This is a genomic window from Allorhizobium undicola ORS 992 = ATCC 700741, assembly GCF_000621665.1.
GTDB classification, from domain to species: Bacteria; Pseudomonadota; Alphaproteobacteria; order Rhizobiales; family Rhizobiaceae; genus Allorhizobium; species Allorhizobium undicola.
The window spans coordinates 13,725-37,056 of the sequence record NZ_JHXQ01000024.1 but is presented as its reverse complement, the minus strand read 5'-3'; the positions used below and the strand labels follow the sequence as shown (position 1 = coordinate 37,056).

General features: G+C 59.8%; 22 protein-coding genes. 12 read left to right on the top strand and 10 right to left on the bottom strand.

Going from position 1 to position 23,332, the window contains the following annotated elements; translation table 11 throughout:
• Positions 1–82: 82 nt before the first annotated feature.
• Positions 83–1,189, bottom strand: a complete 1,107-nt coding sequence (locus T424_RS0116800; protein ID WP_027488762.1) for a DUF2333 family protein — start codon at positions 1,187–1,189, stop codon at positions 83–85.
• A 358-nt stretch (positions 1,190–1,547) separates the two neighbouring features.
• Here T424_RS0116800 and T424_RS0116795 point away from each other — a divergent pair, with 358 nt between their 5' ends.
• The 5 genes from T424_RS0116795 (at position 1,548) to T424_RS0116775 (ending at position 6,030) form a co-directional block, all read left to right on the top strand.
• Complete coding sequence (locus tag T424_RS0116795) at positions 1,548–2,474, top strand: choline ABC transporter substrate-binding protein (RefSeq protein WP_027488761.1); 927 nt, start codon at positions 1,548–1,550, stop codon at positions 2,472–2,474.
• Between the two features lie 393 nt (positions 2,475–2,867).
• On the top strand, positions 2,868–3,713 hold the full coding sequence (gene choW, locus T424_RS0116790; protein ID WP_027488760.1) for a choline ABC transporter permease subunit: 846 nt from the start codon (positions 2,868–2,870) through the stop codon (positions 3,711–3,713).
• Entirely contained in the window at positions 3,710–4,747 is a 1,038-nt protein-coding gene (gene choV / locus T424_RS0116785) for a choline ABC transporter ATP-binding protein (RefSeq protein WP_027488759.1), read from the top strand. The genes choW and choV overlap by 4 nt, the downstream gene beginning before the upstream one ends.
• A gap of 106 nt (positions 4,748–4,853) precedes the next feature.
• On the top strand, positions 4,854–5,585 hold the full coding sequence (locus tag T424_RS0116780) for a HugZ family pyridoxamine 5'-phosphate oxidase (RefSeq protein WP_027488758.1): 732 nt from the start codon (positions 4,854–4,856) through the stop codon (positions 5,583–5,585).
• Between the two features lie 127 nt (positions 5,586–5,712).
• Positions 5,713–6,030: an ArsR/SmtB family transcription factor gene (locus T424_RS0116775; RefSeq protein WP_027488757.1), complete on the top strand. Its 318-nt coding sequence runs from the start codon at positions 5,713–5,715 to the stop codon at positions 6,028–6,030.
• Between the two features lie 270 nt (positions 6,031–6,300).
• Here T424_RS0116775 and T424_RS22680 read toward each other — a convergent pair whose 3' ends face one another.
• A complete protein-coding gene (locus T424_RS22680; protein ID WP_154664965.1) occupies positions 6,301–6,486 on the bottom strand; it encodes a hypothetical protein in 186 nt (61 codons plus the stop codon).
• Positions 6,487–6,576: 90 nt separating this feature from the next.
• On the opposite strand from T424_RS22680, the gene T424_RS0116765 reads away from it, so the two are divergent.
• The 3 genes from T424_RS0116765 (at position 6,577) to ade (ending at position 10,442) form a co-directional block, all read left to right on the top strand.
• Positions 6,577–7,680, top strand: coding sequence for a branched-chain amino acid ABC transporter substrate-binding protein (locus T424_RS0116765; protein ID WP_027488755.1), 1,104 nt, complete (start codon positions 6,577–6,579; stop codon positions 7,678–7,680).
• Positions 7,681–7,838: 158 nt separating this feature from the next.
• Entirely contained in the window at positions 7,839–8,708 is an 870-nt protein-coding gene (locus T424_RS0116760) for an aldose 1-epimerase family protein (protein ID WP_027488754.1), read from the top strand.
• 39 nt (positions 8,709–8,747) lie between these two features.
• A complete protein-coding gene (gene ade / locus T424_RS0116755; RefSeq protein WP_027488753.1) occupies positions 8,748–10,442 on the top strand; it encodes an adenine deaminase in 1,695 nt (564 codons plus the stop codon).
• 98 nt (positions 10,443–10,540) lie between these two features.
• Here the strand turns inward: ade and bglA are convergent, their stop codons facing one another.
• A complete protein-coding gene (gene bglA / locus T424_RS0116750; RefSeq protein ID WP_027488752.1) occupies positions 10,541–12,208 on the bottom strand; it encodes a beta-galactosidase BglA in 1,668 nt (555 codons plus the stop codon).
• A gap of 287 nt (positions 12,209–12,495) precedes the next feature.
• Between bglA and T424_RS0116745 the strand changes: the two genes are divergently transcribed.
• Complete coding sequence (locus tag T424_RS0116745) at positions 12,496–13,557, top strand: glycosyltransferase family 4 protein (RefSeq protein WP_027488751.1); 1,062 nt, start codon at positions 12,496–12,498, stop codon at positions 13,555–13,557.
• 49 nt (positions 13,558–13,606) lie between these two features.
• Here T424_RS0116745 and der read toward each other — a convergent pair whose 3' ends face one another.
• From der to T424_RS0116730, 3 genes are all read right to left on the bottom strand, one after another.
• Complete coding sequence (gene der / locus T424_RS0116740; protein ID WP_027488750.1) at positions 13,607–15,025, bottom strand: ribosome biogenesis GTPase Der; 1,419 nt, start codon at positions 15,023–15,025, stop codon at positions 13,607–13,609.
• 100 nt (positions 15,026–15,125) lie between these two features.
• Positions 15,126–15,803: a tetratricopeptide repeat protein gene (locus tag T424_RS0116735; RefSeq protein WP_027488749.1), complete on the bottom strand. Its 678-nt coding sequence runs from the start codon at positions 15,801–15,803 to the stop codon at positions 15,126–15,128.
• Between the two features lie 300 nt (positions 15,804–16,103).
• Positions 16,104–16,682, bottom strand: coding sequence for an NnrU family protein (locus tag T424_RS0116730; RefSeq protein ID WP_027488748.1), 579 nt, complete (start codon positions 16,680–16,682; stop codon positions 16,104–16,106).
• A gap of 12 nt (positions 16,683–16,694) precedes the next feature.
• Here T424_RS0116730 and T424_RS0116725 point away from each other — a divergent pair, with 12 nt between their 5' ends.
• Both T424_RS0116725 and T424_RS0116720 read left to right on the top strand, forming a co-directional pair.
• Complete coding sequence (locus T424_RS0116725) at positions 16,695–16,901, top strand: hypothetical protein (RefSeq protein ID WP_027488747.1); 207 nt, start codon at positions 16,695–16,697, stop codon at positions 16,899–16,901.
• Between the two features lie 3 nt (positions 16,902–16,904).
• Positions 16,905–17,900: a polysaccharide deacetylase family protein gene (locus T424_RS0116720; RefSeq protein WP_027488746.1), complete on the top strand. Its 996-nt coding sequence runs from the start codon at positions 16,905–16,907 to the stop codon at positions 17,898–17,900.
• Between the two features lie 31 nt (positions 17,901–17,931).
• Here the strand turns inward: T424_RS0116720 and sbmA are convergent, their stop codons facing one another.
• Entirely contained in the window at positions 17,932–19,206 is a 1,275-nt protein-coding gene (gene sbmA, locus T424_RS0116715; RefSeq protein ID WP_027488745.1) for a peptide antibiotic transporter SbmA, read from the bottom strand.
• Between the two features lie 208 nt (positions 19,207–19,414).
• Between sbmA and T424_RS0116710 the strand changes: the two genes are divergently transcribed.
• Positions 19,415–19,645 carry a hypothetical protein gene (locus tag T424_RS0116710; protein ID WP_027488744.1) on the top strand — a complete coding sequence of 77 codons (231 nt, stop codon included), beginning with the start codon at positions 19,415–19,417 and terminating at the stop codon, positions 19,643–19,645.
• Positions 19,646–19,666: 21 nt separating this feature from the next.
• On the opposite strand, the gene map is transcribed toward T424_RS0116710, so the two are convergent.
• From map to glpK, 3 genes are all read right to left on the bottom strand, one after another.
• Positions 19,667–20,416 (bottom strand): type I methionyl aminopeptidase, encoded by a 750-nt coding sequence (gene map, locus T424_RS0116705; protein WP_027488743.1) that lies wholly within the window; start codon positions 20,414–20,416, stop codon positions 19,667–19,669.
• 32 nt (positions 20,417–20,448) lie between these two features.
• On the bottom strand, positions 20,449–21,495 hold the full coding sequence (locus tag T424_RS0116700; protein WP_027488742.1) for an LLM class flavin-dependent oxidoreductase: 1,047 nt from the start codon (positions 21,493–21,495) through the stop codon (positions 20,449–20,451).
• A 233-nt stretch (positions 21,496–21,728) separates the two neighbouring features.
• Positions 21,729–23,237 (bottom strand): glycerol kinase GlpK, encoded by a 1,509-nt coding sequence (gene glpK / locus T424_RS0116695; RefSeq protein WP_027488741.1) that lies wholly within the window; start codon positions 23,235–23,237, stop codon positions 21,729–21,731.
• Positions 23,238–23,332: the final 95 nt, after the last annotated feature.

Here is a 23,332-nt window from a genome sequence, read left to right as displayed (position 1 = left end):
GCCTGCTTCCACCCACCCGGAAATACCACTCGGATAAGATCCCTGAACCGACGTCGATTGAGGGATTTATGCCATGAACACCTTACCGGTCCAGCACGGCGCGCAATTCCACCATGTTGGAGCGAACCCTGAGAATATAGAAGCCCATGGTCGAAAGGTGATTGGGCATGATGATGCCATCCTCGCTGCCATTGGAGATGATGGCGGGTTGAATGCGCAGCGCCGAGGCCATCTGCCGCTCCATTTCCGTCCAGATGGCGGTGAGGTTGCGCTCACGGATCACATCGCCAAAATCGGCACGTGCCGCCTGAAACACCGCATATTGCGCATAAAGCTGACCATAAGCGAACCAGAACCGGTCATCCGCACGGGTATCGAACCAGCCGGAATTATGGTCTTCCGAACGGCGGCGCAGGATTTCCGAAGTCGCACCCAGATCATTGGCGGCGCGATCGACCAGCTGCACGAGATTGTCTGCACGGGCATCGAAAATCGCATTGCAGCCTTCCAGCGCACTGTTGAAATTGCGCCAGCTGCGAATGGCCGCGCGATAATAGGAGGGCGTGGGCGTTTTGAACCCGAAAGGATTGGAGCCGAAATACCAGGTGAATTCATCGAACTGGATATTGCCGCGCGCGTCTTGCAGATCGCTGTTGATGCCGGACGTGCCGCGCACCCGGCCAAGGTTATCTGCAAGCTCTATCGCCACCCGTCTTGCCACCTGGTTGACACCACGCTGGAACGAAGCCTTGTTGTCGAAAAACGGCGTATGGTCCCAATCGAGCCCGAAGAAGCCGAGCTTGTACAGCAATGTCGAGGAAACCCAGTCATTGCGGTTGACATTCATGTCCGTCAGGTCCGCGACCGTGGTGACGATGGCCGAATTCTGGCAGGAGCCGGGCTTGTCCGGCAAAGGCTGGCCAGCCGCCACCTTGCGCTCGCCAAAGCCATAGGCCTTGGCGAAGTCCGGATCAAAACCGTTCCACGCCTGCGTGCGCCAGAGAAACTGACCATAACCGGCAAAAACCAGCAGAACCGCCAGCGCAACGCCAAGCCGCAGGATCAGCCCGCGCCGGCCAGCTTCGGAATGCCGCGCCCGAAATGGCCACGCAACAGCCGTATAGGCCAGTTCCGCCATGCGCCGCAAAGCGGCCCAAAGGCGCCTGAAAAACCCTGTCAGCCAGCTCATCGCGTCCGTCTCCTCACGCCTGTCACACTGCGGCAGCCGCTTGCTTGCGGCAGGCGGCAAAAAAGCCCCGCTTTTGTCTCAGCACCACAGATATGGCTCCCGGTGCTGCAAGACAATAAGCGAAGCGGACAAAAGACCACCGGCTTTTCTTTCGCAGCGCAGCATGTCAATTGCCATTTCGCGACATCAAAACTCCCAAATGCGACATAATCTGTGTCTTAACGTCGCAAAAAGGGGGCGCAAAGCGCCGCAAACGCACACGGCAGGCTTGAAAATCTGCGCTATAGATGTTGACTTGGGAACTTAAAAAAAAACGGGAGTGCCTTCTATGACATTTTACGGGTATCGCAACTGTTTCATGGCCGCCCTGATGGCCGCCACCGCTCTTGCCGCTCTCCCGGCCCGGGCCGCCGATCCGGCAAGCTGCTCTCCGGTGCGCTTTTCGGATGTGGGCTGGACGGATATTACCTCCACCACGGCCACGGCATCCGTTATTCTCAAGGCGATGGGCTATGATACGACCACCACGGTTTTGTCGCTGCCCGTGACCTACACCTCCATGAAAAACAAGGACATCGATGTGTTTCTGGGCAACTGGATGCCCAGCCAGTCGAATGACGTGAAGCCCTATCTGACGGATAAGTCGGTGGAATCCTTCGGGCCGAACCTGACAGGGGCGAAATACACCGTGGCCACCAATGCCAAGGGCACGGCACTCGGCATCAAGGACTTCAAGGACATCGCCGCCCACAAAAAGGAACTGGACGGCAAGATCTACGGAATCGAACCGGGCAATGACGGCAACCGTCTGGTCATGGAGATGATCGAAAAGAACAGCTTCGGCCTGAAGGGCTTCGAGCTGGTCGAATCCTCCGAGCAGGGAATGCTCGCACAGGTGGCGCGTGCCGATAAGGAAGGCGCGCCCGTCGTCTTCCTCGGCTGGGAACCGCATCCGATGAACGTCAATTACAAGATGTCCTATCTGACGGGCGGCGATGACGTGTTCGGACCGAATTTCGGCGGCGCGCAGGTCTTCACCAATATCCGCGCCGGTTATGTCACAGAATGCCCGAATGTCGGCAAGTTCATCACCAATCTCAAGTTCAGCCTGACCATGGAAAACCAGATCATGGGCAAGATCCTGAACGACGGCAAGGAGCCGGACGCTGCCGCCAAGGAATGGCTGAAGGCCAACCCCACCACTGTCGAGCCCTGGCTGGCCGGTGTCACCACCAAGGACGGCAAGGATGCGCTTCCCGCCGTCAAGGCCGCGCTTGGGCTCTAGGTCGTTGTTTCAGGGCATTGCGCAGGCAAAGCGTTTCGTCTTTCCCCAAACAATGCTCTGAAACATCTGCCCTGCGTTCAGAGTGCCGAGGACATGCCGGCCGGACGCCTTGGCCGGACATGCCTCTCCTCTCGCCTTCAGCCGCCTGAAAGCGCAATGGAGCGGATTGCCCCCCTTTCCGATCATGCCATGTTTCGGACATGCCATGTTCCAGACAGGAGCGCGCCCCCGCAGCGGCCTGAAGCGTGAGACTGCCTTTCATCCCGCGCGCCGCCGCCTTCCACCCGGCGCGTTCCCAATCAATAGATGCGTATCGCCTTTGCGAATTTGCCCGATTGCCCCAGGGATTTCCCCTTTTCGCACGGCACGCTCTTAACGCCCGGATGACGCGACGTGGAGTGGCTTACAGATTATAAAATCCCCATCGGCCCCTGGGCCAAGGTTTCCGTGGACTGGCTGACGAACAATGCCCAGTGGTTCTTCAACCAGCTATCATTTGTCCTGTCAAAATCGATTGCAGGCATTCTGTTTCTTTTGCAGGCGCCACCGCCGCTCGTGGTCGTGCTGGTCATTTCAGTTCTTGCTTTTCTGCTTCGCCGCTCGCTGACGGTTGCGCTTCTGACCTTTATCGGGCTGCTGTTCATCATCAATCAGGGCTACTTCAAGGAAACGACCGAAACCCTTGCGCTTGTGCTGGCGTCAACCGGCGTCTGCATGGTGCTGGGCGTGCCGCTTGGCATTGCCGCCGCCCGCCGCCCGATCGTCTACACGATCATGCGGCCCGTGCTGGACCTGATGCAGACAATTCCCACCTTCGTCTACCTCATTCCGGCGCTGATCCTGTTCGGTCTCGGCATGGTGCCGGGGCTGATCGCCACGGTGATCTTCGCCATTCCGGCGCCGGTGCGCCTCACACGGCTTGGCATTATTTCCACCCCGCCTGCCCTGGTTGAAGCGGCCGTCGCCTTTGGCGCAACGCCGGGCCAGGTGCTGCGCAAGGTGGAGCTGCCCTATGCGCTGCCGCAGATCATGGCCGGCCTGACCCAGACCATCATGCTATCGCTCTCGATGGTGGTGATTGCCGCTCTGGTCGGGGCAAGCGGACTGGGCGTGCCGGTGGTGCGGGCGCTCAACACCGTCAATATCGCCAAGGGTTTCGAAGCGGGCCTGTGCATCGTCATTCTGGCCATCATCCTCGACCGGATCTTCCGGATTTCTTCAGCGGGAGACGATGCATGAGCGATGCTGTCATTTTCGGAAATGTAGACATCGTCTTCGGCAACAAGCCCGAAACGGCGCTGCCGATGATCGATGCCGGCAAGACACGCGACCAGATCGGCAAGGAAACGGGCCTTGTGCTTGGGGTCGCCAATGCATCGCTGAGCGTGCGCGAGGGCGAGATCCTTGTGCTCATGGGCCTTTCGGGCTCCGGCAAATCCACCCTTCTCAGGGCCGTCAACGGGCTTGCGCCCGTGGTGCGGGGCAATGTCTCGGTCAAGACGGCAACCGGCTCCGTGGACCCGTACCGGGCAAGCCCGCGCGCTCTCAGGGATTTGCGGATGCGCACGGTTTCCATGGTGTTCCAGCAGTTCGGCCTTTTGCCCTGGCGAAGCGTTGCCGAAAATGTGGGATTCGGGCTGGAACTGGCAGGCGTTGGCGAGAGCGAGCGGCGCAAGGTGGTGGCCGAGCAGCTGGAGCTGGTCAACCTGACCCAATGGGCCAACCGCAAGGTCAACGAGCTTTCCGGCGGAATGCAGCAACGTGTGGGCCTTGCCCGCGCCTTTGCCACCGGCGCGCCGATCCTGCTGATGGATGAGCCCTTCTCGGCCCTCGATCCCCTGATCAGAACCCGTTTGCAGGATGAATTGCTGGAATTTCAGCGGCGATTGAAGAAAACCATTCTGTTCGTCAGCCATGATCTGGATGAAGCCTTTCGCATCGGCAACCGTATTGCCATCATGGAAGGTGGCCGCATCATCCAATGCGGCACGCCGCAGCAGATCGTCCAGAACCCGGCCGACCAGTATGTGGCCGATTTCGTGCGCAACATGAACCCGATCGCTATGCTGACGGCCGCTGACGTGATGCGGCGAGACCTTTCGCCCACGCAAACAGGCGTTACCGCCACCGCAACGCCGGAAACGCCGCTGCTGGACATTCTCGATGCCATGGCCCGCCAGCCGGGGGTGATCGGCGTGGTCAGCAATGGCAACGTCATCGGCGGTATCGATGCACAGGACGTGATTGCCGCCCTGACGCGCCACCGGCAATGACAGATGACGGGCGGGCACCCCCCGCCCGCTTCATTCGTGCGTTTGATAAAATGCGAGGCGCTGTCTTATGCTCCACGGCGATGATTTCGCCGCACAGGAGCCCACCATGGCAGAGAAACCCTCCCCAATCCGCCCGACCGATGACGAGGCCCGCAAACTTGCCAGAACCCTGCTGCGAGGCGCCCGCCACGTGGCGCTTGGCGTGCTGGATCCGCTGTTGGGCACGCCCTATGTCAGCCGGGTGCTGCTCGGCACCCTGCCCGATGGCACGCTCAGCCTGCTGGTGTCGCGCCTCTCGCAGCATACCAGGGCGCTGCTCACCGATCCGCGCGCTTCTCTTCTGGCGGGAGAACCGGGCAAAGGCGATCCGCTCGCGCATCCCAGGGTCACGGTGCAATGCCTGGCCGAGCCCATAGACCGCGACGGACCCGACCACGCCGTCTTTCGCACGCGCTTTCTGGCCCGCCACCCCAAATCGCGGCTCTATATCGACTTTCCGGATTTCCTCTTTTTTCGCCTCACGCCGCAGGCAGCCAGCCTCAATGGCGGCTTTGGTCGCGCCTTCCTGCTGGAAGGCGAGGATTTCCTGATTCGAGAAAGGCTGCAATTTCCCGAAGGCAGAAACGAAGCCGAGACCATACAAGATTTAGGGTATCCAGATGTGGGAAGCTTGATGCCCCCGCACATTTTTGGGGGTAAGCCTCCAAAGGGCAAAATGCGCATTTTCGGTCTGGATGCGTCCGGAATCGACCTTTTTTGGGGAAAATCGGCGTTTCGATGGGAATTTGACGCGCCGGTACAGGATTTTGCTGCGCTGCGAAAACGCCTCTCACATTAGGATAACCGATACGTAAAATTTAGGAATATACAAACCTGCTTATATTGGTAGACTTTGATTGTAGGGTTCGTGTGGGATTGCAACGGAGAGCCTGCCTGGCAGGCTTGCTCGCTTTAAGGAAAATAAAATGAAAGCAAACGATTTGACCGATCATTCGAATGCAGCAGCTGGATTGCTCACGGCCATGGCCAATCCCAAGCGTCTGATGATCCTTTGCAGCCTCGTGCAGGGCGAAGTCCCTGTCGGCGTTCTGGCATCTCAGGTCGGCCTCAGCCAATCCGCGCTGTCGCAGCATCTTTCCAAGCTTCGCGCGCAGAAGCTGGTGAAAACCCGCCGCGACGCGCAGACGATTTACTATTCCAGCACCTCCGACGCGGTGATCAAGATCCTCGACACGCTTGAGGAAATCTTTGGACAGCCGGAAGCCGCGCGTAACGCTGCCTGATGACAACGCTGACATTCGAATATTCGAATTTACAACTCCGAATATTCGTCTAGCAGCGCTTTCAATGATTTTTAGCACGTCGAATTTTTAAAAACAGCTTTTCAAACTGGCTTGATGGAGATTTTCGTCCTCCATTTTCGGGAGAATATCGGCGGGGTCGGCCTCAAGGGGCCGGCCCCGTCGCTGTAAATGCGACGGGGCCAATGCCGCCGGTCGGATCGCACGGAAATCGAACTGCCCTTCGATATCGAATGCACGACCACGCCTTTCTTATTGCCCGTGCAACTTGCTCAAAGCTTGCTGTTCATCAAAAGCCACAAATATAAGCGCGCGCTCCTGCGCCTTTTCGGTCCGCCCTGCCGCGCCATGCGTTTGATAAAACGCACAAAGCAATGGGGTCAGCCCATGTGCCGCGGCAAAACCGGTTTCCACTTTTGCTGGAAATGCTTTATGCACGACAAAAAACAACTCCAGAGGGCTGGAGGATAACCGATTTTACGGGCGGCGGCGCGGAGGAAAAGTCGAACGCCCCCAAGGAGACAAACCATGAAGATTCATCTTTTGGCCGGTGCAGCGCTTGCTGCCCTTCTGGCGGCAGCCCCTGCCCGCGCTGACATTACCGTTGGCCTCGTCGCCCCCATTACCGGCCCGCTGGCGGCCATTGGCGCGCAGATCAAGAATGGCGCGGAAACGGCCGTTCAGTCCATCAATGAAAAGGGCGGCGTCAACGGCGAAAAGCTCGTTCTCAAGATTGCCGACGATGCCGGTGAGCCCAAGCAGGGCGTTTCGGTGGCAAACCAGTTGATCGGCGAAAGCATTCGCTATGTCGTTGGCCCCATCACCTCCGGCGTTGCCGTGCCTGCCTCGGATGTTTTCGCCGAAAACGGCGTTCTCATGGTGACGCCGACCGCCACCGCCCCTGACCTGACCAAGCGTGCCCTTTCCACGGTTTTCCGCACCTGCGGCCGCGACGACCAGCAGGCGGAAGTGGCTGCGAAATACGTGCTGAGCCATTTCAATGGCAAGAAGATCGCCATTCTCAACGACAAGGGCCAATATGGCAAAGGTCTTGCCGATGCCTTCAAGGCAGCCCTCAATGCCGGTGGCGTGACGGAAGTGTTCAACGACGCGCTGACACCCGGTGAAAAGGATTTCAGCACCGTCATCACCCGCCTGAAGGCGGCTGGTGTCGAAGTCATCTATTATGGCGGCTACCACCCGGAAGCGGGCCTGATGGTGCGCCAGATGAAGGACGCCGCCCTTTCCGCCGTGATTTTCAGCGGTGACGGCCTTTCCAACAGCGAATATCTGAACATCGGTGGCGAAGCGGCCAATGGCACGCTCTACACCAACGCCTCCGATGCCACGAAAAACCCGCTTTCCAAGGAGGCTGCTGAAAAGCTGGCCGCACGCAACATTCCGGCCGAAGCCTTTACGTTGAATGCCTATGCCGCGGTGGAAGTCATTGCCGCCGGCATTGCCAAGGCCGGCACCTGGGAAGACACCGAAGCCGTTGCAGCAGCTCTCAAGAGCGGTGAGCCGATCAAGACCGCCATTGGCGAAGTGACCTATGGCAAGACCGGCGACCTGACCTCGCAGAGCTTCTCGGTCTTCAAGTGGCAGGACGGCAAGACCGTGGCCGCCGAATAAGTCATCAGCTGATACCGGTCCGGTAAACCCTCGTTTGCCGGATCGGCCCCGCAAAAGGCCGTAGACCATTTCCTCTTTTCCCGGAAATGCTTTACACGGGTTGGTACACTTGCATCCATGAGGAGCCAGCCCTGCCCATGCAAAGCCCAGTCTTGCCCATGCAAAGCATCGTACGGATCGAAAACGGCAAGCTCAGCGCCGAAATTTCCAGCCTGGGCGCAGAACTGCAATCCCTGACGACGCGCGATGGCGCAAACCTCCTGTGGAATGGCGACAGCGAATGGTGGACGGGCCGCTCGCCCATTCTCTTTCCCATTGTCGGCAAGGCGCCCGATGATCGGCTGAGCATCAATGGCGAGACCTATGCGATGGCGCAGCACGGTTTTGCCAGACGGCGTGAGTTTACCCTGATCGAACAAACGCCCACGAGCTGCCGCCACGAATTGCTGGCCGATGACGCATCGCGCGCGGCCTATCCCTTCGATTTTCGCCTGCAACTGGAACACAGCCTGCGTGAAGACACCCTGACCGTGACCGCCACCGTCACCAATAGCGGCAAGGGCTCCATGCCTTATGGCATCGGCTTTCACCCGGCCTTTCTCTGGCCGCTGCCGGGGGCGGAGGGCCGCCCGCACCGCATTGCGCTGAAAAACGGCGCCGAGCCGGAAATGCTGCGCGTGCAGGCTGGACTTCTGGGCGAAACGCGCTATCCCTCCCCCTTCACGGCAGGTGAACTGGTGCTGGATTTTGCCCGGTTTGCCGAGGATGCGATGATTTTTCCCGACGGCGCGGGCGAGGCCCTGACCTATAGCGCGCCGGGCGCGCCGAAACTGCATTTCAGCTTTGAGAACCTGCCCAATCTTGCCCTGTGGCAGAAACCCGGCGCGCCTTTCATCTGCATCGAGCCCTGGCATGGCATGGCCGCCGAACAGGGTGGCAGCGATGCGCTTGCCGCGCGCCCCTTTACCAGCACGCTCGAAACGCATCAAAGCGCCCGCTACAGCTTTTCGGTGAGTGTCGAGACGTGATGCAATAAGATAACAAAAAACATGAATCGGAGAGAATGCATGAGCAAATTGGAAAATCGCATCGATCAGGGCGTGGGGCGTGAGATTGCCGATATTGTTCTGAAGGGCGGGCGGTTTTTCGATCTGGTCACGGGCGATCTCGTGGAAGGCGACATTGCGCTTTGCGGCGATACCATTGTCGGCACCTGCGAAAGCTATGAAGGCAGGCAGATCATCGATATTTCCGGGCGCATTGTCGTGCCGGGCTTCATCGATACGCATCTGCATATCGAAAGCTCGCTGGTGACGCCGCATGAATTCGACCGCTGCGTCCTGCCCTATGGCGTGACGACCGTTATCTGCGACCCGCATGAAATCGCCAATGTGCTGGGGGAAGAAGGCATTCGCTTTTTCCTGGAGTCCTCGCTCGAAACCATCATGGACATCCGGGTGCAGCTTTCCTCCTGCGTGCCCGCCACGCATCTGGAAACGGCAGGCGCCGATCTTCCGATTGAAAAGCTGCTGCCGTTTCGCGACCATCCCAAGGTGATCGGCCTTGCGGAATTCATGAATTTTCCGGGCGTGATCCACAAGGATCCGGTTTGCATGGCCAAGCTCGAAGCCTTTCAGGGCGGGCATATCGATGGCCACGCGCCGCTGCTTCTCGGCAAGGATTTGAACGGCTATCTGGCCGCAGGCATCCGCACCGAACATGAATGCACCACGACTGAGGAAGCGCTCGAAAAAATCCGCAAGGGAATGCATATCCTCGTGCGCGAGGGCTCGGTCTCCAAGGATCTTCACGCTCTGATGCCGATCCTCACCGAACGGCTTTCGCCCTTTCTAGCGCTCTGCACCGACGACCGCAACCCGCTGGACATCGCCGAACAGGGCCATCTCGACTATATGATCCGCACGGCCATTGCCCATGGCGTAGCGCCGATCGCGGTTTACCGCGCCGCCTCCATTTCGGCGGCGCGCGCCTTCGGCCTTCGCGATCGCGGCCTTGTCGCACCCGGCTGGCGGGCCGATCTTGTGGTGGTGGACAGTCTGGAAAACTGCAAGGCCGAGATGGTCTTTGCCGCCGGTCGCCGCGTGACGGACGCGCTTTTCGCAAGCCGCAAGCCCGTGGCTCCGGTCGGCCTCGACAGCGTGCGGGCGCGCATTGTCAAGGCGGCCGATTTCGCCGTGCCGGTCAGCGAGGCCGATGTGCCGGTGATCGGCGTTTTGCCGGGCAAGATCATCACCGAGCATCGCCGCTATCGCCTGCCCTCATCCGGCAATCAGACCAGCGTGGATCTCCAGCGCGACATCATCAAGGTCGCCGTCATCGAACGCCATGGCAAGAACGGCAATCATGCCAATGGCTTCGTGCAGGGTTTCGGGTTGAAAAAGGGCGCGATCGCCTCCACCGTCGGCCATGACAGCCACAATATCTGCGTGGTCGGCGTCAGCGAGGAAGATATGGCAATTGCCGCAAACCGCCTCTCCGACATCAAGGGGGGCTTCGTGGTGGTGGAAGATGGCAGGGTAACAGGCGAAATCCCGCTACCCGTTGCGGGCCTGATGAGCCTTGAACCCTATGAAGCCGTGCGTGACACGCTGCACCATCTCAGACGGGCCGCCTATGCGCTGGGCACCACGCTGGAGGAACCTTTCCTGCAAGTGGCCTTCCTGCCGTTGCCGGTCATCCCGCATCTGAAGATTTCCGACAAGGGCATGGTCGATGTCGATAAGTTCGCGCTGATTTCGTGATGGCAGCGCCCGTGCGTTTTATCAAACGCACGAAGGACGCTGTAACACTTTAAAGCTGCTGCATAATTTTTACCTTAAATCGATTCCGATTTAAGGAATTATGCAGTAGCGCAAAAGCCGTCCAGCGCCTCGAGCCTTACCTTGCCCTCATCCAGCACGCCGCGCATACCCGGCATGGGCAGCACTTCCTTGATGCTTAAATGTTCCGGCAGTGCCACGGTTTGCGGACCATTGCGCATGTTGAAAAGGAAAAAGAGCTTCTCGCCATTCTCCTCCCGCAGGAAGGCCAGCACATCCTCTTCCACTTCGAGGAAATGCATGGTGCCGTCCACCATCGCGGCATGGGTTTTGCGGAAGCTCAGTGTATCGCGATAATGGGCCAGCACCGATGCCTTGTTCTTTTCCTGCGCGTCCACGGAATGCGGCAGATGCGCCTCCGGCACCGGCAGCCAGGGCCTGACGGTGGAAAAGCCGCCATGCTTGCGGCTCTTTTCCCAGGGCATGGGGGTGCGGCAGCCATCCCGGCCCTTGAAAGAGGGCCAGAAGCGGATGCCATAGGGATCGCGCAGATCTTCGAAGGCAAGCTCGGCCTCCGGCAAGCCCAGTTCCTCCCCCTGATAGAGGCAGATGGAGCCGCGCAGGCTGGCGAGGATGCTGATCGACAGTTTTGCCACCGGCGCAAGATCGTCATCACCCTGTGCGAAGCGGCTGACATGGCGGGTCACGTCGTGATTGGAAAATGCCCAGCAGATCCAGCCATCCTTGACGCTTTTGGCAAAGGCGGTCACGCAGTCGCGAATATGGCCCGGCGTGAAATCCGGTCCGAGCAGATCGAAAGTATAGCACATATGCAGCTTGTCGCCGCCAGCGGTATAGGCGGCCACGGTTTTCAACGAGCGGGCGCCATCTCCCACCTCGCCCACCGTCGTGCGGGCCTCGTATTTGTCCAGCAACGCGCGCAGCTTTTGCAGGAAGCCGATATTTTCCGGCTGCGTCTTGTCATGCAGATGTTCCTGCATCCCATAGGGGTTCACATCCGGCGCATCGAGCCCCGCCGCATCGCCATCCTGATGGCGATGCGGTGGATTGTTGCGCAATTCCTTGTCGTGGAAATAATAGTTGACCGTATCCAGCCGGAAACCATCCACGCCCCGTTCCAGCCAGAAGCGTACCGCATCCAGCAGCGCGGCCTGCACCTGCGGATTGTGAAAATTGAGATCAGGCTGCGAGGCAAGGAAATTATGCATGTAATACTGCTTGCGCACGCCATCCCATTCCCAGGCAGGCCCGCCAAACACCGAAAGCCAGTTGTTGGGCGCGGTGCCATCCGGCCGGGGATCGGCCCAGACATACCAGTCGGCCTTGGGATTGCTGCGGCTGGCGCGGCTTTCCTTGAACCACGGATGCTGATCGGAAGAATGCGACAGCACCTGATCGATGATAACCTTCAACCCCAGCCGGTGCGCCTCCTTCACCAGCGCGTCGAAATCGGCCAGCGTGCCAAACAGCGGATCGACATCGCAATAATCGGAAACGTCATAGCCCATATCAGCCTGCGGCGAGGTGAAAAACGGCGAAAGCCAGATGGCATCGACACCGAGCGCCGCAACATAGGGCAGATGCCGCGTAATGCCCTGCAAATCGCCAACGCCGTCGCCGTTCACATCCTGAAAGGAGCGTGGATAAATCTGATAGATCACCGCGCCGCGCCACCACTCGGCCTTGGCCGTGGCTGCGGGCTTGCGGGCGGCTTTGGTCTTTTCCATGGTCGATCCTGACATTTGCAAGGGCGATTCTACTGCATAATTCCTTAAATCGGGATCGATGCAAGGAATTATGCAGCAGGGCTTGCCCAAGCCAGGTTCAACGTTCATTCCCCTGTTACGTTCCTGTCGCATAAGCCAATCAGGTGGGGCCATGGGGGCACGCCTCTGAAGCGCATCAGGCCCTGGCAAAGAGGCCATCGCTCCAGCCTCCTTTCGTTGACCGCATGATCTGGTCGATCCGTGCTTCAGTCCGGCCGGATTATGCGCCTGAAACCACGGGATGCGCCATGAGACTGACCATCGTAACCGATGCCTGGCATCCGCAGGTCAATGGCGTGGTGCGCTCCATTGAAAACACAAATGCCGAACTGATGCGCATGGGCGTGAACATCACCATGATCACGCCGGAAGCCTTTCGCAGCATTCCCATGCCGACCTATCCGGAAATCCGCCTGTCGCTGACCACGCCACGCGCCGTCGGCAAGGCGCTTGCGGCAAGCCAGCCGGAACTCATCCACATTGCCACGGAAGGGCCGCTGGGCATTCTTGCCCGCCGCTGGTGCGTGAAAACCGGCATGGCCTTTTCCACAAGCTATCACACCCGCTTTCCCGAATATGTGGCGGCGCGCGCGCCCATTCCGCTGTCCTGGCTCTATGCCTATGTGCGCTGGTTTCACCGCGCCGGCGGGGCCTGCATGGTGGCCACCGAAAGCCTGAAGGCGGAACTGGAAGGCAAGGGCCTGCGCAATCTGCGCCTGTGGAGCCGGGGCATCGATACCCGTCTGTTTCATCCACGCCCGCTTACGCCGTCCCCCTTCAGCCTGCCGCGCCCGATCTTCATGACGGTGGGCCGCGTCGCTGTGGAAAAGAACCTGCCTGCCTTTCTCGATCTCGACCTGCCGGGCTCCAAGGTGGTGGTGGGCGATGGCCCGGCCCGCGCCGAGCTTCAGGCCCGCTATCCGAACGTGCTGTTTACCGGCGTGAAATTCGGAACCGAACTGGCTGAAGCCTATGCCGAGGCCGATGTTTTCGTCTTTCCCTCCCGCACCGATACCTTTGGCAATACCATTCTGGAGGCGCTTGCTTCCGGCGTGCCGGTGGCGGCCTATCCGGTGACGGGGCCAAAAGACATTCTGAAGGACCGGCCAGAGGCGGGCGCCCTGAACGAGGATCTGCGCCTCGCCTGCCTGGAGGCGCTTTCCGCCTCGCGCCAGCAGGCCCGGCAGGTGGCGGAGGGTTTTTCCTGGGCCGCGGCCAGCCGCCAGTTTCTCGACAATGTCATCGAGGCCAAGACGCAAGGACGACGCCGCCTGCTGCGCCTGCGGCGGCTGCAAAGAAAGCCCGCCTGACGAAGCTTTCCAAAAAACAGGGCGGAATGATTGCATCCCGCCCGCGCATTTACCGCTTCTTTTTCTTGTTTTCGAACGGGTTTTCCGTTGCCCTGAGGTGAATGCGGATCGGCACGCCCGGCATGTCGAAATCCGCGCGCAAACCATTGGTAAGGTAGCGCAGATAGTGTTCCGGCACGGCATCCGGTCTGGTGCAGGAAATCATGAAGGCGGGCGGGCGGGCCTTCACCTGCGTCATATATTTCAGCTTCAGGCGGCGGCCGGACACCGCCGGTGGCGGATGCTGCACCTGCACGCCCTCCAGCCAGCGATTGAGCCTTGCGGTGGAGATGCGCTTGTTCCACACCCGGTCGGTGTCGATGATGTTCTGCATCAGCTTTTCCAGCCCGTATCCGGTCTGGCCGGAAATCGGCACGGCGCGAATGCCGCGCGCCTGCGGCAGGAGCCGCTCGGTCTTTTCCCGCAGATCGGCCAGAACCTGCTGCGGTTCTTCCACCAGATCCCATTTGTTGAAGGCCAGCACCGCCGCGCGGCCTTCGCGCAGCACCAGATCGACAATCTGCAAATCCTGCTTTTCGAAGGGAATGGTGGCATCGAAAACGATCACCACCGTTTCGGCAAAGCGGATGGCGCGCAACGTATCGGCCACGGACAGCTTTTCCAGCTTTTCCACCACCTTGGCCTTGCGGCGCATTCCCGCCGTATCGAACATTTTGATGGTGCGGCCGCGCCAGTCCCATTCAACCGAGATGGAATCCCGCGTAATGCCCGCTTCCGGCCCGGTCAGCAGCCGGTCTTCGCCCAGAAAGCGGTTGATCAGCGTGGACTTACCCGCATTGGGCCGGCCAACAATGGCCACCCGCAGCGGCTTGCTATCGTCATAGGGTAGCTCTTCTTCCTCGTCCTCGCCATCGGTGGGGGCGAGAACCACATCGGTCACGGCCTCGTCTTCCGGTTCGGGAAAGGCCTTTTCCTCGCCAATGGCCGCAACGATGGCATCGCGCAGGTCGATCATGCCCTGGCCATGCTCGGCGGAAATCGGGCATGGCTCGCCAAGGCCAAGCGTATAGGCATCGTAAAAGCCGCCATCGGAACCGCGCGCTTCGGCCTTGTTGGCCACCAGCACCACCGGCTTGCCCTTCTTGCGCAGCATTTCGGCCAGCATCTGGTCCACATGGGTCAGGCCCATCTTGGCATCGACCACGAAGAGCGAAAGATCGGCCTCGTCGATGGCCAGCTCCGTCTGGGCGCGCATCCGGCCTTCCAGCGTATCGGGCGCGGCCACTTCCAGACCGGCGGTATCGATGATGCGGAAGCGAAGGTCCACCAGCTTGGCATCGCCGGGGCGCCGGTCGCGGGTCACGCCGGGGGTGTCGTCCACAAGCGCCAGCTTCTTGCCAACCAGACGGTTGAACAGCGTGGACTTGCCAACATTGGGGCGGCCAACAATGGCGACGGTGAAGGTCATGGTCACGTTCCGTTTATAACAGCAGAGGCGCAAAACCGGAAACCGGCCCTGCGCCCAAAAGGGTAAACTCGTCTTGTCTTTGCCTGAGAAAAAGGCGGTCTCAGGAGTTCGGCTTGCCTGCGGCAGTAATGTTGTCCAGCATGATCTGGGCGCGGTTGGCCACGTTGCGCGGCGCTTCGCTGTCCTGCGTGATCTCTTCGAACCATTCCCGCGCCTTGTCCATCTGTCCCGCCTTGTAGGCGGCAAGGCCCAGCGCTTCCCGCGCCGAATTGCGCAGCGAGCGGCCGGGCGCAGCAAGGCTTTCCACTTCGGCGGAAACCGCGTCATAGCTGCCATTGTCGATCAGCAGGAAAGCGGCGCGCACATGCGCCACGTCGCGAATGACCTGCGGCACGGATTCATCCTTGCCAATCGCCGTAAAGGCTTCGATTGCCGCCTTGGCATCGCCCTTCTGCGCCAGAAGCGTTGCGGCCCTCAGCCGCGCCAGCACCGGATAGGCGCCGTAGCCATCCTTTTCCAGAGCGGTCAGCGCCGTCAGCGCCTCGTCATTCTTGCCATCGGCGGCAAGACGGGTCGCCGCCAGAAAACGGTCGCCCGATTGCGAGGCGCGATCATCCGTCCAGTATTCGAAAACACGATAACCGGCCGTACCCAGCACGATCAGCACAGCAAGCCCGATGATGACCGGCCCGAAACGCTTCCACACACGGCGCATCTGCTCGGAGCGGAGTTCCTCGTTCACCTCGCGTATGAAGCTGTCGTTCTGCTGATCTGCCATTGGGTCTTCCGGTGGAAAAGAATGTCTTGCGCGCCTTCTACCCGATTTTTGCGGTATTGTAAGGGGGCGCAATGCAAATGATCCGCCCGCACGCCGAAACCAGCCCCGAAAACCGGTTCCCACTTTTCGGTCCGATGCCTTCTTCCCCGCATCGGATTGCCCGAAAACCGGTTCCCACTTTTCGGTCCGATGCTTTTCTCACGCATCGGATGGCCCGAAAACCGGTTCCCACTTTTCGGTCCGATGCTTTTCTCACGCATCGGATGGCCCGAAAACCGGTTCCCACTTTTCGGTCCGATGCTAGAACGGCAAAGGCTGCACGCCAATCAGCCATTCATGCAGCCTGAAGATCATTGCGCCCCAGAATACCACGCCAAGGCCGATAGCGCCGAAATCATAGCGCGCCGACATAAAGGGCCGCAGCGTCACGGCGCCTGCCCGCTCTGCCCGCTTCAGCGCAATGCGCATGATGACGCCCCAGGCCAGAAAGGCTGCGAAGAGAAGGATGGAGCGAAGATCGCCATTGGAAGCCAGATGCGAAAAGGCCCAGATCTTGACCGCCAGAATGAGCGGATGCTTCGTTTTCGTGGCGATATGCCCCGCTGGCAGCAGGCTTGCCGCAAGACAGATGCTGGCAAACAGCATGAGCGTGACCGTCAGATGGTTCATGCCCATCGGCGGATACCAGACGTTGATGACGGGTGCCGCCGCGTAACCGTAAATCAAGACGGCGAGCGTCAGAAGGGACAGCAGCGAATAGCCGATCTTCCAGCCCCCGTCGCCCAGTTGCGCCATCAGCCGCAAGCGCTGGTCCGGCGCGATAATGCGCAGCGAATGCTGCCCCAGAAACAGAATAAGGCCGAGTATCAGCAGCGTCATCAGGCACCTCCCATGGTTCTCGTGAATGCATATTACCAGTTTAGCTTTGAAACCAGTGCAAAGGAAAATGCGGCAAATCCGCCCGCCTCCAAGACTTTGCCTCATTTTGGTGAAACGAGGATCGAAAAAATAAATGCCGCCCACGACTTGTTGAAGCTCCCGTCTGATCAAACCGGATCGGAAACCGCTCCAACGGATGCTTTTCAGCCCATCAGGTGAGTTTTGCCGAAATCCACTTCGCTTTTCTGTCTCCTTCTTTGCCTCTCCGGCCTGCCCGCCCGTGCTGAAGAGGCAGCCCCCGCCACAAAAGGCCCCAAGCAGCTTTTGCTGATTTCCTTCGACGGCGCCGCGGATAACCGGCTCTGGGAAAAGAGCCGCGACATTGCCAGAAGATCGAAGGCGCATTTTACCTATTTCCTCTCCTGCACCACGCTGATGGCGCGCGGCCCGGCCTCGAAAGCCTATCAGGGGCCGCATCAGGCGGCTGGAAAATCCAATGTCGGCTTTGCCCCGAACGAAGCCGATGTGGCGGCACGGCTTTCGCAAATCTGGGCGGCACATCAGGAAGGGCATGACATCGCCAGCCATGCCTGCGGCCATTTCGACGGCAAGGATTGGTCGAAGGGCGATTGGCTACAGGAATTTTCAACCTTCCGCACAGTGATGAAAAACGCCTGGAAGGACAATGGTGTTGGCGACAAGGAACCCGACGGCTGGGCAGACTTTGCCGAAAAAGGTCCGCCCGGTTTCCGCGCGCCCTATCTTTCCGCCAGCAACGCCCTGCCCCAGGCGGAAAAGGAAGCGGGCCTGCTCTATGATGCAAGCCTCGTCACCAAGGGACCGCAAATGCCGGAACAGGACGGGCAACTCAGCCGCTTCGGCCTGCCGCTCATTCCCGAAGGCCCGCAAAACCGCCGCGTCATCGGCATGGATTACAATCTTTTCGTGCGCCATTCCGGCGGTTTCGATAACCCGTCCAAATCGGCCGAGTTCGACGAGCGCAGCTATCAGGCCTTCAAGACCACCTTCGAGGCGGAATATAACGGCGCGCGAAACCCGGTACAGTTCGGCTTCCATTTCGTGGAAATGAATGCCGGCGCCTATTGGCGCGCCATGGAGCGACTGGTGACAGATGTGTGCCTGCGTGAGGATGTGGCCTGCGTCAGCTATTCGCAAGCGGTGGAGATGGTGAAAAAGCCGGATGCCGGGAAGAGCTGAGGCGGGCTTTCCCGCCTCGGCATCAGGGGTATCAAGGCTTGTCCGCCGCAATTTCCCCGTCATGCTCTTCCCGCGCCAGATAGCGCCGGTCGATTTCCGGCAGCGGCTGATCGTCGATTGCGGCTTCGAAAGCCTTCAGGCGCTTGTGGATGGAAAGCAGCTCGATGATCGTGGTCCAGGATGAAACGAGATACTGGAAGGAATTGCTGACCTGACCGAAGGCGGTCGAAATCTGCTGGAAAATACCATAGGTTATCGCACCGGCCACAATGGTCGGAACCATCATGAATACCAGGAACAGCGCATCAGCCTGCACATAAAAGTACCGGGCGACATTGAAATAGAGATAGTGGAAATAGAGGCGGAAGTAATTTACCCGCACATTCCGGAACAATTCCTGTACGGTCGGCGGCTGAGCGCGATCGGCATGATCTTCACCATAGACCAGTTCCTTGCGATAGGCCGCTTCTACACGCTGATTGCGGAAGTTCAGCCCCGGCAATTTGATGCCGACCACGGCCAGAAGCACCGTTCCGAAAACCGACCAGCCAAGCGCCAGCCAGAACAAGGAATGCGGGACGGCCCCGAAGAACGGCAGTTCCGTAACATAAGAGGAAAGCGCAAACAGGATCGGCAGGAAGACGACCAGCGTCATCACCGAGTTTATCAGGCTGATGCCCAGCCCCTCAAGCGTCGAGGAAAACCGCATCGTATCTTCCTGAACGCGCTGCGATGCGCCCTCGATATGCCGCAGCTTGTCCCACTTGGACATGTAGAAATTATTCATCGCGCTGCGCCAGCGGAAAATATAATGGCTCGTGAAGAAATCCGTGAGGATCGACACAAACATGCTCAGGAACGCGATCTGCGCGAAGATCGTCATGAGGTCGTAGAAGTTTTCAACCGTAATGCCGGGCTTCTTGTTCAGGGCATTTTGTAGAAGATCCCCGAATGGCCTGCGCCAGTTGTTGATGACCACCGAAATCTGCACACCGAAATAGGTGACGGCGATAATCACCATCGATCCCCAGACAGACCAGACCTTCCATTCATGGTCGCGGGCAATCACACTCCAAGCCGCACCGAAGATAGCCATCACCAGCACGAAATACCCGTAAAACCACAGATTTTCCGGCATCAGGAAATAGGTGAGGTCGTAGGGCTCTGCCGTACCCTCCGGGGAAACGAAGCCGAGATTTTGCCCAAGCCCTTCAGCGAACAGATACCACCCGAAGATAGCAACAAGCGTCCAGATGATGGCAGAGGTGAAAAACAGTTTCGGCTTGGGGAAGAAAGAATGAAACACGGGCGTTTCCCATGAGATGAGGCCAGAAGATGAGTCGGCAAACTAGGGTACTTGCCGCATTGCGGCAATGGCGGAGACAAGCCCTTGCAGCGCTTTCATCGCTGTTTTCTCCACAGGCTTGCGGCCAGAATGAGGCTGGAAAGGGAATGATTTCAATCTTCGGCGCAATGCTGTAGGGGAAAGGCGAAAATCATTGACGGAGTGCGACATGAGCGACCTTACCCTCACCCAGGCCATCGACAACATTTATGCCTCGATCAACAATAATAACGAAGACATCGATCTGCATATCGCCGCACTGAAGGCGGCCATGGCCCGCGAAGGCGTGAAGGAAGCGGTTTTCGACAATGCAAAGCTGGCCCAGCCCAACCGGCAGGGCCGCAAGATGATGCAGTCCTATTTCAAGAAAAAGGGCGTGGCTATCGCCTTCACCGTCTGAGCCTGAAAAGTTTTCCGGCGCTCAATCCGCCAGCGTCAGGATGATGGCGCCGTTTTTCGTTGCCACCACGGTGTGTTCGAATTGCACGGTGGGCGCCTTGGGATCGCTGTAAAGCGTCCAGGGGTCGTCCCCGTCTTCGGCCCATTCCCCGCCAAGCGAGAGGAAGGGTTCGATGGTGAAGACCTGCCCCTCTTCCATGATCCGGGTTTCATCCGGGTCGGGCCAGGTGGAAAGCTCCTTCGGCTCCTCGTGCAGCGAGCGGCCGATGCCGTGGCTGGCGAGATTGCCGATCAGCGTATAGCGGTTCTTGACCGCGAAACTGCCGATTGCCGTGCCGATCTTGGCAAAAGGCGCGCCGGTCTTCACCTGATTGATGCCGAGAAACAGCGCCCGCTTGCCATCCCGCAGCAGCTTTTCCTGTCTGGCCGTGCCGGGCGGCACGATGAAGGACGCGCCCGTATCGCCGAAAAACCCGGCCTTCACGGCCGACACGTCGATATTGACCAGATCGCCCGCCGCAATCACCCGGTCGCCGGGAATGCCGTGGGCCACTTCCTCATTGACGCTGATGCAGGTTGCGCCGGGAAACTGGTAGCAGAATTCCGGCGCCGATTGCGCACCATGATCTTCCAGAAGCTTGCGGCCAATCAGATCCAGCTCGCGCGTCGTGATGCCCGGTTCCAGCGCCGCCCCCATGGTTTTCAGCGCCAGGGCGCAGATGCGCCCGATGTCTTTGAGGGCCTGAAGTTCGTCTTCGCTGGAAATGATCATGGCAGTCTCTTGATGTTTGTGGCTGCGGCGGCTTACGCCCCCGCCGCCCCTTCGGTCAACGCCTTGCGCACCAGCGGGGCCACTTTCGTGCCGTAAATCTCGATAGCCTTCATGATGTCTTTGTGCGGCATGGGGCCAATGGCCATTTGCAGCAGAAAGCGGTCATTGCGGAAGATCCGGTGATGGGCAACGATCTTTTCCGCCACGGTCTGCGCATCGCCCACGAAAAGCGCGCCGTGCGGGCCGCGCATGGCATCGTAATGGGCGCGGTTGGTGGCGGGCCAGCCGCGCTCGCGGCCCAGCCTGTCCATGACTTCGGCCTGTGGCGCGTAGAAAATATCGGCGGCACTTTCCACCGTCTCGTGAATAAAGCCATGCACGTTGATAGACGTCTTGAGGCCCGCCGGATCATTGCCCGCCTTGGCGGCGCTCTGCCGGTAAAGATCGAAGAAGGGCGCAAAGCGGCGCGGCTCGCCGCCAATGATTGCCACCGCCAGCGGCAGGCCGAGATAGCCCGCCCGCGCCACCGATTGCGGCGTGCCGCCCACCGCAATCCACAGCGGCAACGGGTCCTGCAAGGGCCGTGGATAGACGCCGCGACCGCGAATGGCTTTGCGGGTTTCGCCTTCCCAGCTCACCACCTCGTTTTCGCGGATCTCCATCAGCAATTGCAGCTTCTCGGCAAAGAGAATGTCATAATCGTCAAGCTCATAGCCGAAAAGCGGAAAGCTTTCGATGAAGGAGCCGCGCCCGGCCATGATCTCCACCCGGCCATTGGAGAGAAGATCGACCGTCGCATATTGCTGGAAAACCCGCACCGGATCGTCGGAACTGAGAACCGACACAGCGCTTGTCAGGCGAATGTTTTTCGTCTGCACCGCCGCTGCCGCGAGAATCGTGGCCGGTGACGAGGCCATGTAATCGGGGCGGTGATGCTCGCCAAGCCCGAAGACATCGAGCCCGACCTCGTCGGCGAGGCGAATTTCCGCCAGCAGCTCATCGACCCGGCGCTTGGCCTCCTGCCCTTTGTTGGCGGCATTGGGATCGACATCGGCAAATGTGTAAAGCCCGAGTTCCATGGCCTGTCCTTGCTGGCCCCGGCAAAACCGTAACGGGGCATGATGGTTTCATGCCCCTCAGATAATACCAGGGTTGCAGAAGCGCAAAGCCATGAATGAAAACGCAGTGTTCAGCACTTGAATCACCATCTGAACCGGAAAGGTATTCCTCAACCTCTCCAACGGCTTGCCGCAATCAGTCGATTCAGTTTCCAAATCTCTTCACTCAACCTCGCATCTTGCGGCTGCCCGGATCAGAAATGCGTGAGGGTGCGCTTTACCGCCTCGCGCCAGCCGCGCAGCTTCTGGGTCCGCGTCGCCTCGTCCATGGCGGGAGTAAAGCGCTCGTCCCGCGCCCAGGCCCTGGCGAAGGCTTCGCGATCCGGCCACAGCCCGGCGCGGCTGGCCGCCAGAAAGGCCGCGCCCAGCGCCGTGGTTTCCACGATGGCGGGCCGGTCCACCGGCGCATCGAGAATGTCGGCCAGCCGCTGCATGGTCCAGTTGGAAGCCGACATGCCGCCATCCACCCGCAGCACCATGGCCTGATCGGCGCGCTCGCGGCTGTCGCTGGCCCAGTCCTTGTGCATGGCGTCCAGAAGGTCGCGGGTCTGATAGCACACGGCTTCCAGTGCGGCGCGGGCAAATTCGGCGGGGCCGGTATTGCGCGTCATGCCGAACATCGCGCCCCGCGCTTCCGGGTCCCACCAGGGCGCGCCCATGCCGGTAAAGGCAGGCACGAGATAGACCTGCTGGTTGGGATCGGCCTCCGCCGCCAGCCTGCCGGCTTCTGCCGCATCGCCAATCACCCTTATGCCATCGCGCAGCCATTGCACGGCGGCACCGGCCACGAAGATCGAGCCCTCCAGCGCATATGTCACCTTGCCGTCCAGCCGGTAGGCCACGGTGGTCAGCAGCCGGTTTTTCGAAGGCACCCTGTCCTCGCCGGTATTGATCAGCGCAAAACAGCCGGTGCCATAGGTGGATTTGACCATGCCGGGCTCGAAACAGGCCTGGCCAATGGTGGCCGCCTGCTGGTCGCCCGCCACGCCCAGGATCGGCACCTCGGCGCCGAATGCCGCAGCCGTGGTGATGCCGAAATCGGCGGCGCAATCCTTCACCTCAGGCAGCATTGCGGCGGGAATATCCAGAAGCTTCAGAAGGTCGGCGTCCCACGCCTGCGTGGCAATGTTGAAGATCAGCGTGCGCGAGGCATTGGTGGCATCGGTCACGAAACTGCGCCCACCGGTCAGGCGGTGGATCAGGAAGGTATCGATGGTGCCAAAGCACAATTCCCCCGCTTGCGCCCGTTCGCGCGCGCCCTCCACATTTTCCAGCAGCCAGGCAAGCTTGGTGGCGGAAAAATAGGGATCGAGCAGCAGGCCGGTTTTTTCGGTAAAGAGTTTCTCCAGCCCGTCCGCCTTCAGCTTCTCGCAAAGGGCGGCGGTGCGCCGGTCCTGCCAGACAATGGCATTGTGAACGGGCTTGCCCGTGGCGCGATCCCACACCACCACCGTTTCGCGCTGGTTGGTAATGCCGATGGCGCCTATATCGGCAGCGGTGATGCGCGCCCGCGCCAGCGCATCGTGGATGGAATGGGTGACGCTTGCCCAGATTGCTTCCGGATCATGCTCCACCCAGCCGGATTTCGGAAAGATCTGCGGAAATTCCTGTTGCCCCACGCCCACGATCCGCATGGCGCCATCAAAGACGATGGCGCGGCTCGACGTGGTTCCCTGGTCGATGGCCAGCACAAATCCACCCATGACATTCCTCCCCGAATATTCGTTTTGATTTCGTTTTCCGATCATAGGAAAGCTGCGACGTTTGTCAAAAGCCGGGAACGAAGACAGATGAAGAT

Bases quoted from the DNA above. Each gene is read 5' to 3' on its own strand.
- T424_RS0116780 (WP_027488758.1), top strand. From the start codon at position 4,854: ATGGCAGAGAAACCCTCCCCAATCCGCCCGACCGATGACGAGGCCCGC.
- T424_RS0116775 (WP_027488757.1), top strand. From the start codon at position 5,713: ATGAAAGCAAACGATTTGACCGATCATTCGAATGCAGCAGCTGGATTG.
- T424_RS0116725 (WP_027488747.1), top strand. From the start codon at position 16,695: ATGGTTCTCGTGAATGCATATTACCAGTTTAGCTTTGAAACCAGTGCA.
- T424_RS0116800 (WP_027488762.1), bottom strand. From the start codon at position 1,189: ATGAGCTGGCTGACAGGGTTTTTCAGGCGCCTTTGGGCCGCTTTGCGG.
- T424_RS0116765 (WP_027488755.1), top strand. From the start codon at position 6,577: ATGAAGATTCATCTTTTGGCCGGTGCAGCGCTTGCTGCCCTTCTGGCG.
- bglA (WP_027488752.1), bottom strand. From the start codon at position 12,208: ATGGAAAAGACCAAAGCCGCCCGCAAGCCCGCAGCCACGGCCAAGGCC.
- ade (WP_027488753.1), top strand. From the start codon at position 8,748: ATGAGCAAATTGGAAAATCGCATCGATCAGGGCGTGGGGCGTGAGATT.
- T424_RS0116745 (WP_027488751.1), top strand. From the start codon at position 12,496: ATGAGACTGACCATCGTAACCGATGCCTGGCATCCGCAGGTCAATGGC.
- choV (WP_027488759.1), top strand. From the start codon at position 3,710: ATGAGCGATGCTGTCATTTTCGGAAATGTAGACATCGTCTTCGGCAAC.
- T424_RS0116710 (WP_027488744.1), top strand. From the start codon at position 19,415: ATGAGCGACCTTACCCTCACCCAGGCCATCGACAACATTTATGCCTCG.
- T424_RS0116735 (WP_027488749.1), bottom strand. From the start codon at position 15,803: ATGGCAGATCAGCAGAACGACAGCTTCATACGCGAGGTGAACGAGGAA.
- glpK (WP_027488741.1), bottom strand. From the start codon at position 23,237: ATGGGTGGATTTGTGCTGGCCATCGACCAGGGAACCACGTCGAGCCGC.
- der (WP_027488750.1), bottom strand. From the start codon at position 15,025: ATGACCTTCACCGTCGCCATTGTTGGCCGCCCCAATGTTGGCAAGTCC.
- T424_RS0116795 (WP_027488761.1), top strand. From the start codon at position 1,548: ATGGCCGCCCTGATGGCCGCCACCGCTCTTGCCGCTCTCCCGGCCCGG.
- map (WP_027488743.1), bottom strand. From the start codon at position 20,416: ATGATCATTTCCAGCGAAGACGAACTTCAGGCCCTCAAAGACATCGGG.
- T424_RS0116760 (WP_027488754.1), top strand. From the start codon at position 7,839: ATGCAAAGCATCGTACGGATCGAAAACGGCAAGCTCAGCGCCGAAATT.
- T424_RS0116700 (WP_027488742.1), bottom strand. From the start codon at position 21,495: ATGGAACTCGGGCTTTACACATTTGCCGATGTCGATCCCAATGCCGCC.
- T424_RS0116730 (WP_027488748.1), bottom strand. From the start codon at position 16,682: ATGACGCTGCTGATACTCGGCCTTATTCTGTTTCTGGGGCAGCATTCG.